Annotated in this window: 9 protein-coding genes and 1 tRNA gene; 5 read left to right on the top strand and 5 right to left on the bottom strand. The window is 69.1% G+C overall.

Annotated features, from left to right (window positions below; all coding sequences use genetic code 11):
- Nucleotides 1–1,221 carry an MFS transporter gene (locus tag AC3WQZ_RS34815; protein ID WP_492302089.1) on the top strand — a complete coding sequence of 407 codons (1,221 nt, stop codon included), beginning with the start codon at nt 1–3 and terminating at the stop codon, nt 1,219–1,221.
- Nucleotides 1,222–1,227: 6 nt separating this feature from the next.
- Here the strand turns inward: AC3WQZ_RS34815 and AC3WQZ_RS34810 are convergent, their stop codons facing one another.
- Nucleotides 1,228–2,550 carry a HipA domain-containing protein gene (locus AC3WQZ_RS34810; protein WP_492302087.1) on the bottom strand — a complete coding sequence of 441 codons (1,323 nt, stop codon included), beginning with the start codon at nt 2,548–2,550 and terminating at the stop codon, nt 1,228–1,230.
- The gene (locus AC3WQZ_RS34805; protein WP_037024885.1) at nt 2,543–2,863 is read right to left on the bottom strand and encodes a helix-turn-helix domain-containing protein; all 321 of its coding nucleotides are present in this window, start codon (nt 2,861–2,863) and stop codon (nt 2,543–2,545) included. The genes AC3WQZ_RS34810 and AC3WQZ_RS34805 overlap by 8 nt, the downstream gene beginning before the upstream one ends.
- A 325-nt stretch (nt 2,864–3,188) precedes the next feature.
- Between AC3WQZ_RS34805 and AC3WQZ_RS34800 the strand changes: the two genes are divergently transcribed.
- The 3 genes from AC3WQZ_RS34800 to AC3WQZ_RS34790 all read left to right on the top strand — a co-directional run bounded on the left by AC3WQZ_RS34800 (nt 3,189) and on the right by AC3WQZ_RS34790 (nt 5,986).
- Complete coding sequence (locus AC3WQZ_RS34800; RefSeq protein WP_010814188.1) at nt 3,189–4,196, top strand: tripartite tricarboxylate transporter substrate binding protein; 1,008 nt, start codon at nt 3,189–3,191, stop codon at nt 4,194–4,196.
- Between the two features lie 66 nt (nt 4,197–4,262).
- Entirely contained in the window at nt 4,263–5,813 is a 1,551-nt protein-coding gene (locus tag AC3WQZ_RS34795) for a class I adenylate-forming enzyme family protein (RefSeq protein WP_037024903.1), read from the top strand.
- 96 nt (nt 5,814–5,909) lie between these two features.
- Nucleotides 5,910–5,986: transfer RNA gene (locus tag AC3WQZ_RS34790), tRNA-Val, on the top strand.
- 64 nt (nt 5,987–6,050) lie between these two features.
- Here the strand turns inward: AC3WQZ_RS34790 and AC3WQZ_RS34785 are convergent.
- From AC3WQZ_RS34785 to AC3WQZ_RS34775, 3 genes are read right to left on the bottom strand one after another with little or no spacing between them, the layout of a single operon-like run.
- The gene (locus tag AC3WQZ_RS34785; protein ID WP_010814190.1) at nt 6,051–7,199 is read right to left on the bottom strand and encodes a CaiB/BaiF CoA transferase family protein; all 1,149 of its coding nucleotides are present in this window, start codon (nt 7,197–7,199) and stop codon (nt 6,051–6,053) included.
- A 14-nt stretch (nt 7,200–7,213) separates the two neighbouring features.
- Nucleotides 7,214–8,227, bottom strand: coding sequence for an NADPH:quinone oxidoreductase family protein (locus AC3WQZ_RS34780; RefSeq protein ID WP_492302085.1), 1,014 nt, complete (start codon nt 8,225–8,227; stop codon nt 7,214–7,216).
- An 11-nt stretch (nt 8,228–8,238) separates the two neighbouring features.
- Nucleotides 8,239–9,234 carry a Bug family tripartite tricarboxylate transporter substrate binding protein gene (locus AC3WQZ_RS34775; RefSeq protein ID WP_058697991.1) on the bottom strand — a complete coding sequence of 332 codons (996 nt, stop codon included), beginning with the start codon at nt 9,232–9,234 and terminating at the stop codon, nt 8,239–8,241.
- A gap of 241 nt (nt 9,235–9,475) precedes the next feature.
- Here AC3WQZ_RS34775 and AC3WQZ_RS34770 point away from each other — a divergent pair, with 241 nt between their 5' ends.
- Nucleotides 9,476–9,976: a MarR family winged helix-turn-helix transcriptional regulator gene (locus tag AC3WQZ_RS34770; RefSeq protein ID WP_234788219.1), complete on the top strand. Its 501-nt coding sequence runs from the start codon at nt 9,476–9,478 to the stop codon at nt 9,974–9,976.
- Nucleotides 9,977–9,995 lie beyond the last annotated feature (19 nt).

Below are 9,995 nucleotides of genomic sequence, written 5' to 3'. Positions count from 1 at the left end.
CTGCCCGCCCATGCCCCGGCAGCGCACGCCGCGCGCGGTATCGCCCTGCTGACGTTCGCCTTTGCGCTCAGCCAGTTCTTCCGCTCCTGCCTGGCGGTGATGGCGCCCGAACTGCAGCATGATTTCGGGCTGTCGCCGGCGGGCTTTGGCGCACTGTCTTCGTCGTTCTTCCTGGCCTTTGCCGTGACGCAGATCCCGGTGGGCATTGCCTTCGACCGCTACGGCGTGGGCCGGCCGACCGCGCTGCTGCTGGCGGTGGGCGCGGTGTCGTCGATCCTGTTCGTGCTGGCGCCAAACGGCGCGGCGGCCACGCTGGCGCAGGTAGGGCTGGGGCTGGCATGCGCGCCGGTCTTCATGGGCCTGCTGCATTTCGCCTCCGAGCAGCTGTCCGAGCGCGACTACACCCGCGTGGTCAGCCGCTCCAATGCCATGGGCATGATCGGCGCGCTGTGTGCCACGGCGCCGCTGGGCTGGGCCATCTCGCTGATCGGATGGCGCCCGTCGATGGCGGTATCGGCGCTGGGCATGGTCGCGGCCTGCTATGGTGTGTGGCGCTTCGTGCGCGACCAGGGCCATGCCGAGGCCCGCAGCGCGTCGTGGCCGGCGATGCTGTCGGAAAGCCTGCAGCTGCTGAAGCTGGCGCCGCTGTGGACGCTGATTCCGCTGTGCGTGGCGATGTCCGCCGGCACCGCCTTCCGCAATGCCTGGAGCGGCCCCTACCTGGCCGACGTGTTCGGGCTGGGCTCGGCGCCGCGCGGAGTGGCGCTGGCGCTGCTGAGCCTGGCCGGCTTCCTGACCGCCTTCCTGCTGCCGGTGCTGGTCCGCCGCAACACGCTCAAGACCGCCATCGCCGGCTGGTCGTGCTTTGCCATGTCGGGCTCGTTCCTGCTGGCGCTATGGCCGGACAGCGGCATCGGCTACGGCGTGGCGATGATGGCGCTGCTGTCGACCATCGGCATGCTGCACCCGCTGGTGATGGCGCAGGGCCGCGGGCTGATCACGCCGTCGCGGCGCGGGCGCGGGCTGGGGCTGCTCAACACCTTTGTGTTCCTGGGATCGGCGCTGACGTCATGGGGCTACGGGCTGATCGCCAATGCCGGCCATGTGCGCGGCTGGCCGCTGCCTTCCACCTATGCGGCGATCTTCCTGTCCGCGGGCCTGCTGATTGCCGCCGCGCTGGTGCCCTACTTCTTCAGCCAGCCGCATCCCACCAGTCATTAGCCAGACTCAGGCTGCGGCAAGCGCCCTGATCATGTCGGCGATGATGGTGAAGCGGATCACGCGCAGGCAGGCCAGTTCGCCGGCAAACCCGCCGGTGAGCACCGGGCGCTCCCGCGCCATGGCCGCGTTCTGTTGCTCGGCCTGCTCATAGAGCGCCTGCGCGGCCGGCCCGATGCCGCGCAGCATGGCGTCCAGCCGCCGCTCGGCGGTCACGCCGGTCAGGCCCAGCGCGCGCCCTGCCTCCAGCACCAGCGCGCGCGAGAAATCGCTGTAGAACTCCACCCCCAGCACCGGCCAGGCAAAGCGGTGCGCCTGCGGCCAGCCGGTCTTGTCATAGGTGCGGGTGGCGTAAGCCGCCTCGCTGAGCAAATCGTAGAACGGCGCCAGCGCAATGCCGGCATCGGACACCAGGAAGCTCAGGTTCTTCAGGTGCGCGTCCGAATTGCCCACCAGGATGTTGAACACCAGCCAGTCGAACAACCGTGCCCGCGCCACCGCCGGGGCGCGGCACAGCGTTGCCAGTTGCGCCAGCCGCTCGACGCTGCCCTGGTCGTATTTGAAGGTGCGCGGCAGGTTCAGCAGCTGGCAGGCATCGATCGCATGCAGCCGCTGCCACTGCCCTTGCTGCGTGAGATGGCGATCGAAACGGTCGATCAGGTAGACCGGCGACGGCACATAGCGCCGGTGCACGGGCGGCACCTCCAGCTTCAGCCGCGCGGCCAGCGACATCACGAACCACTCGTTGATGACCGAATGCGGATAGATCTCCTGCATCTGGTGGGTCGGCTTCAGGATATGCGTGGACGGCGTATCCGCGCCGGGCTCGAACAGCGCGCCGTCCCGCAGCACCACCGCCAGCTTGTGCTGGGCACCGGCCAGCGACATGCGCTTGACCGCGCCATGCGTGAGCGGCACGCTGGGCAGACTGTGGATGCGGGCGTCGAGCGCGGCATCGCTCAAGGCGCGCAGGGCCGGCGCGGTGGCGGGCCCGCGGCCGGGCGGCAGCAGCGTCAGCGAGCCCGCCGATTCCGCCCCATAGTGGGCCAGCAGGGCAAAGGCATCGGCCTCGTTGCGGATGCTGGCATCGCGTGCCAGCAGCGCACGCTGGCCGTCCTCGGGCAGCAGGTTGTCGAAGTACCACTGCACCGGCCGCAGCGTGCTGCCATCGGCGAGCGCCTCCCGCTGCAGCGGCAGCGCCGGGCTCAGGGCGAAGGCGTGCGGGTTGCCCAGCCACTCCGCGTCATAGCGGAATGACCAGGCATCGCTGGCTTCATGCAGCTCGCCGACCGGCGCTCCGTTGATGCTGGCGACCAGTACGCGCTCAGCCATGCTGGTCGCCTCCCTTGACCGCTGCGCGCCGGTTGCGGCTGCGCGCCTGGCGTTGCCTGAGCTTGGCGAGTTCAGGCGCTACCAGCGGGGCCGCTGCCTCCGGCATATCCACCACCACGCGCAGGCCAAGCCCTTCCAGCACCTGGAACAGCTTGCCCCACTGGATGCCTTCGGCCCCGTTCTCTACGCGCACCATGAAGTTCTCGCTGACGCCGATGGCGCCTGCGGCATCGTCCTGGCGCAGGCCTTGCGCCTTGCGGGCAGCGCGCACGAAGGCGCCGATATCGCCGGGTTCGGTGAGGGTCACTGGCACAAAAATCTCCTTGATTGCAAAGACTTTAGTGTTTCCAGGCGAGGAAATCAAGAAATCTCCCTGATTGCAAAGATTCAAGCCTCTGAACACAGCCGGCTGGCAAAATCTCCTCATTCGCAAAGATTATTGCTGTAGCCGACCGCCGGACACAGCCATTCGCACCGGTGCCGCCTATCGCTTCGCTTGCAAAAAGCCAGACTTATCGATTTAAGAATTCCGCTGGCGCGCTTACACCTTTACCGTTTGTAACACCAACATCCCAGCCCGACCTGGCGACAAGGGACAACGGCTGCGCCCGCGGCCGGCATAACGAGGAGACAAGCTGATGGCATCCCTGATCGCATCCCGGCGCCGCGCCTGGGGCCGCCGCGCATGGCTGGCCGGCATGCTGGCCACCGCGGCCGCAACCGCCTTGCCGTCCGGCGCCAGCGCCGAGACCTGGCCATCGCGCCCGGTCCAGCTGCTGATCCCCTACCCGCCGGGCGGCAGCGCCGACCTGCTGGCCCGCCCGGTCGCAGCCAGGCTGCAGGAGCGCCTGGGCCAGCCCGTGGTGCTGGACTACCGGCCCGGCGCCGGCGGCACCATCGCCAGCCAGGCGCTGGCGCGGGCCAAGCCCGACGGCTACACCCTGATCATGGTGCTGGCCGCCCATGCCATCAATGCCAGCCTGTACCCGAAGCTGCCCTATGACACGCGCAAGGACTTCGCGCCCGTCTCGCTGGTGGCCAGCCTGCCGATGATCCTGGCCGGGAGCCCCTCGCTGCAGGCCACCAACGTGAAGGAGCTGATTGCCGAGGCCAAGGCCGCGCCCGGCAAGCTGACCTTCGCCTCGGCCGGCAACGGCAATACCGGCCACCTGGCGGGCGAATTGTTCGATTCCGTCGCGGGTATCAAGATGACCCACGTTCCGTACAAAGGCAGCGCACAAGTGGTGACGGCAATGCTGTCGGGCGAGGTCCAGCTGACCTTCGACAGCATCTCCACCACCCTGCCGCATGTGAAGAGCGGCAAGCTGCGCGCACTGGCCGTGACCGGCAGCCAGCGCGCCGCGGTCGCGCCCGAGGTGCCGACGCTGGCCGAGGCCGGCGTGCCGGGCATCAGCATCACCGGCTGGTACGCGATGCTGGCACCGGCCGGCACGCCGCAGCCCGTGATCGACCGGCTCAGCACCGAGATTGCCACGGTGCTGCGCCAGCCCGAACTGAAGGCGACGCTGGCCGCCAACGGCTATGAGCCGGTGGGCTCGACGCCCGCCGCGCTGCGCACCCATATCGACGCCGAGATCAACCGCTGGAGCAAGGTGGTGAAGGACTCCGGCGCACAGATCCAGTAAGACTGCTTCGATCCATCATTGCTCATCGGGCGCCGCCAGGCCGGCGTCCGCATTCCCTTGCCGAACATGACCCAACCGACCCCGCTCCAACGCCCCTTTACCACCATGTCCGTGCTCGTGCGCGAGCACGCCACGCAGCGCCCCACGCAGCGCGCCCTGATGCATGGCGAGCGCGTGCTCGACTATGCCGGCCTCGATGCCGCCATGGACCGCATTGCCGCGGCGCTGGCCCGCGACGGCGTGCGCCCCGGCGAGGCCATCGCCATCTGCGCGTCGTCCTCGATCGAATACGCCGCGGTGTACCTGGGCGCGGTGCGCGCAGGCGTGGTCGTGGCGCCGCTGGCACCGTCATCCACGCCGGACGGCCTGGCCGGCATGGTTGCCGACGCGGCAGCGCGCATCCTGTTCACGGATGCCACCGTGGCCGACGTGCTGCAGCCCGTGCGCGACCAGCTGGCCGCCACGCCCATCGTCACGCTGGACGGCAGCGACGCAGGCCAGCCGTACCAGGCCTGGCTGGCACCCGCCGGCACACCGGTGACCGAGCCCGGGATCCGCCCGGAGATGCCGCTCAACATCATCTATTCCTCGGGCACCACCGGCACCCCCAAGGGCATCGTGCAGTCGCACGGCATGCGCTGGGCCCATGTGTCGCGCGGCGCCGCCACCGGCTACGGCACGCATGCGATCACGCTGCTGTCGACGCCGCTGTATTCCAACACCACGCTGGCCAGCTTCTTCCCGACCATCGGTCTGGGCGGCACGGCGATCCTGATGGCCAAGTTCGATGCGGGCCAGTACCTGGCGCTGGCGCAGCAGCATCGCGCCACGCACACCATGCTGGTGCCGGTGCAGTACCAGCGGCTGCTGGCGCATCCGGAGTTCGACCGCCATGACCTGTCGTCCTTCCAGCAGAAGTTCTGCACCAGCGCGCCGTTCAGCCCCGCCCTGAAGGCCGAAGTGCTGCGGCGCTGGCCGGGCGCGCTGACCGAGCTGTACGGCATGACCGAAGGCGGCGGCGGCTGCCTGCTGTTCGCCGACCAGTTCCCCGACAAGCTGCATACCGTGGGGCGCCCCGCCACCGGTGCCGACGTGCGCATCATCGACGACGAGGGCCGCGAACTGCCGCCCGGCAGCACCGGGGAAGTGGTGGGCCGCTCGGCGGCGATGATGAACGGCTACCACAACCAGCCGGAAAAAACCGCCGAGACCGAGTGGCACGACGCGCAGGGCCAGCGCTTTATCCGCACCGGCGACATCGGCCGCTTTGACGAAGACGGCTTCCTGGTGCTGATGGACCGCAAGAAGGACATGATCATCTCGGGCGGCTTCAACATCTACCCGAGCGATCTCGAGGCGGTGGTGCGCGAACACCCGGCGGTGGCCGATGTGTCGGTGGTGGGCGTGCCGTCGGAGCGCTGGGGCGAGACCCCGGTGGCCTTCGTCGCGCTGCGCGCCGGCGGCGGCGCCACGGCACAGGACGTGCTGGCCTGGGCCAACCAGCACCTGGGCAAGACCCAGCGGCTGGCCGCGATCCATGAGGTGGAGAGCCTGCCGCGCAGCGCCATCGGCAAGGTGCTCAAGCGCGAACTGCGCGACCGCATCACCGGCGCCTGACGCGCCGCGCACGGCACAAGCGCAAGCATCCACACAAAAAGTTGGCGAGGATGCTTGCGCAATCAAAAAGGCGTCTCTATAATTCGCGCCTTCGCTAGGCTCGTAGCTCAGCTGGTTAGAGCACCACCTTGACATGGTGGGGGTCGTTGGTTCGAGTCCAATCGAGCCTACCAACGCACAACGGAACACGGACGGTACGCATTGCGCACCGTCCGTTTTTCTTTTCCGGCGCCGCTTTCAGGTGCCGATGCCGAACTCCGCCAGCACCGCTTCGGTATGCTGGCCCAGCGCCGGCGCATTCCCTGCCGGCCGTTCCGATCCTGCCATGCCTGGCAGGTTGGCCCACGGCACTTCGCCGATCCCAGCCAGCGGCAGCCGGCCGAACACGCCCGCCTGCGCGCATTGCGCGCTCTGCGGCAGGTCCCGTGCATGGCCCACGCGCGCGAACAGCACATCGTGCTCGGTCAGCAGCGCCTCCCAATGCGACAGCGGCTGTGCTGCAATCGCCTGCGCCACGCGCCGGCCCAGCTCCGCCGCGCGCGGCAGACGGCCGGCGCTGGTGTGCAGCGTGATATCGGCCAGCCAGTCGTCGAAACCCAGCAGCGTTGCCAGCCGCACGAACATGGCGTCGTTGAGCATGCTCAGGTACAGCCGGCCATCGGCCGCATCGAACAGCCCGGTGGGCGCATTGGCCACGGCCAGTTCCGCATCGGGGAACATGGCGTCATCCACCATCAGGTAGGACTGCAGCGCGGCACTGGTCTCCAGCAGCGACAGCCGCACGTGCCGGCCGCGGCCGTTGCGCGCGGCCTTGTACAGCGCTGCCGACGCATGCTGGGCCGCATAGAGCCCGGTGCTCAGGTCGACCATGTAGAAGGCGATGCGGCGCGGCTGGCCGGCGCTGTCGCGGTTCAGGTGCATCAGGCCGCTGAACGCCTGCATGGTGGTGTCCACCGCCGGCATGTTCGCCATCGGGCCGGCATGGCCGTAGCCAGAGATCGAGACATAGACCAGCGCCGGGTTGCGCGCGGCCAGCGCCTCGTAGCCAACGCCCATGCGCTCGGCAACGCCGGGGCGGAAGTTCTGGATCACCACGTCGGCCTGCTGCGCCAGCCTGGCGATGGCGGCCCGGCCGCTGTCGCTGCGCGCGTCCAGCAGCACGCTCTCCTTGCCGGCGTTGCAGGCGACCGCGATCGCGGTCTGGCCGGCGCGGATGCGTCCCATCTGCCGCGACCAGTCGCCTCCCGGCGGCTCCACCTTGACCACGCGCGCGCCCTGCTGGCGCAGGATCAGGCCGCAGTACGGGCCGGCGATGCCCTGGCTCAGGTCGAGCACGGTCAGGCCGTCGAACATGGCATCGTCCGTTGCCGCTTGTGCATGGTGCATGTCGTGCCCTCCGTTCAGATATCCAGCATGACCTTGCCGATGGCGCGGCGCGACATCGTGGTGTCGACGGCGCTGAGCCAATCGCTCAGTGGGAAGTGCTGCAGCACGGGCGGCGCCAGCTTGCCGCTGGCTGCCGCCTGCATGATCTCGGCCACCATCGCCTGCACCGGCTGCGCAAAGCGCCGGCGCTCGTCGGTCAGGCCCCAGCCGATGTAGTAGCCGTAGTTGAAGCCGATCAGGGTCAGGTTCTTCACCAGCAGCAGGTTGGCCGGCACCTCCGGGATGCGCCCGCTGGCATAGCCGATCGACAGCAGCCGCGCGCCCGGCGCCGCGCAGCGCAGCGAGGCGTCGAAGAGATCGCCGCCGACCGGATCGAACACCACGTCGGCCCCGCCCGCGGGGCACAGCGCCTTGACCGCTGCCGCCAGCGTGGCCGCGTCGGACGGCAGCGCATGCGCGGCGCCGTTGCGCAGCGCCGCCTCGCGCTTGGCCTCGGTGCTGGCGGTGGCGATCACGCGCGCGCCCATCAACCGGCCCACCTGTACCGCGGCCGTGCCCAGCGCGCCGCTGGCGCCATGGACCAGCATGGTTTCGCCCGGCTGCAGCGCGGCGCGCCAGGCCAGCGCCGCCCAGACCGTGCCATAGGTGATGGGCAGCGCCGCCGCCTGGGCCAGCTCCAGCCCGTCAGGCACCGGATAGACCGTGTCGGCCATGGCCACCGCTTCCTCGGCGAAGCCGCCCCAGTCCAGCGCCGCGGCCACGCGCTGGCCCGGGCGCAGCCGCGTGACATCAGGCGCCACCTCGATGATTTCGCCCGCGGCCTCGGTGCCGGGGATGAACGGCAGCGGCGGCTTGCGCTGGTACTTGCCGGACACAAACAGGCTCAGCGCAAAGCCCACGCCGGCATGGCGCACACGGATGCGCACCTGGCCCGGCGCCAGCGGCTGGCGCGGCAGGCGTTGCAGTTCCAGCTCGCTCCAGTGGCACCAGCGGGAGCAGACCAGCCCCAGGTAATCGGTCTCTTGCATCGGGACTCCTGTCATTCGAGCGTGATGCCGACATCGCTGATGATGCGGCTCCATTTGTCGCGGTCGTTCTTCATCACCGTGGCGAAGGCTTCCGGCGTGCTGCCGACCGGCACCAGGTTCAGTTCCTGCATCTTCTTCGCGATTTCCGGCAGGTGCACGATGCGCGCGACCTCGCGCGACAGGGCATCGACCCGTGCTTTCGGCACGCCGGCGGGGAACAGCAGGCCCATCCACGCATCGGGCTCGAAGCCCTTGTAGCCGGCCTCCCGGAAGGTCGGCACCTTGGGCAGCAGCGCCGAACGCTCCGCGCCAGCGATCGCCACCGGCGCCAGCTTGCCGCCCTGCAGCAGCGGCATGGCCGTGCCCACGGCAATAAAGCCCAGCTTCACATGGCCGGCCGCCAGGTCGGTGGCCAGCGGCGCGCCGCCCTTGTAGGCGACGTGTTCCATCTGCAGCCCGGCCTCGCGCTTGAGCAACTCTCCCAGGATATGGCCGGTCGTCCCCGCGCCATACGACCCGTACGGATACTTGCCGGGATTGGCCTTGAGCAGCGCCACCACCTCCGGCAGCGTGCGCGCCGGGAAGTCCGGCGACACCGCCAGGATGGTGGACGAGATCGCCACCTCGCTGACCGGCGTGAAGTCCGCGATCGGGTCATAGCCGATACCCCGGTACAGCGACGGGTTCTGCACGTGCGCAGTGAAGGTCAACAGCGCGGTGTAACCGTCCTTTGCTGCGCGGGCAACGTACTTGGTACCCGTGGTGGTGCCCGCGCCAGGCTTGTTGTCGACGATGACCGGCTGGCCCCAGCTCCTGGTCAGTTCCTGCCCGATCAGCCGCGCCACGGCGTCGTTCACATTGCCCGCCACCGACGGCACCACGATGGTGAGCGGGCGCGACGGATAGGGCTCGGCGGAGGCGGAATCGGCGGCGCAGACTGCCGCCGGGATGGCCGCCAGCAGCATGGCGGCCACGGCTGCGCGCAGCCGTGCGGAACGGTGTTGCATCGGTGTGTCTCCTGTTCTGGCTCCCTTCTGTGGTGCCCGCGGGAGTGCGGTGCGCGAGGGATGCCAACGCAGTCTAGGCCAGCACCCCGCCCGGCGTGATTCCCGCGCGGCGCGGGCCAAGTCCTGCCAGGCATGGCGCAGCGCCGCATTGCCCTACCCCGGGAAATCCCTCATGGCCCAGCCCCCTCGCCGGTCACTATTATTCGTTGAAATTTTCAACTATCGAATTTTTCATCTATTCATGCCACGCGCTCTCCGGCTCAAGTCCGACTACATCAACATCCTGCTCGACATGGCCGCCGAGCGCACGCGCGAACGCGGCTCGCGCGTGTATGAAGAGAAATTCGGGGTCTCGCTGCGGGACATCCGCCTGCTGCGGATGATCGGATCGACGCCCGGCATCACCATGGGCCAGCTGGTGCAGCAGTCTGCGATCGAGAAGACGCTGGCGTCCAAGCTGGTTGGCGCGCTGGTCAAGCGCGACCTGGTGCAGCGCGAGATCAGCACGGAAGACGCGCGCCAGGTGTGCCTGTTCCTGAGCGAGGCCGGCGTCGACCTGGTGCGGCGCGCCGAGCCGCTCGGCATCGAGCTGGAAGCGGGCTTCCTGCACTGCCTGACGCCGGCCGAGATCGACGCGCTGCGCGCCACGCTGGTCAAGCTGATCGAAGCCGAGGCCGCTTCGCGCGAGTCCTTCGAGCGGTATCTCCAGAAGCTGCGCGAGCGCGGCACCACCACGCCCTGACCGGCGCCCTTTGTCCCCC

The sequence above is a fragment of the Cupriavidus sp. FW305-26 genome, assembly GCF_058787975.1.
Note: the sequence above shows the minus strand (reverse complement) of the source record. Positions and strands in the feature narration are given on the sequence as shown.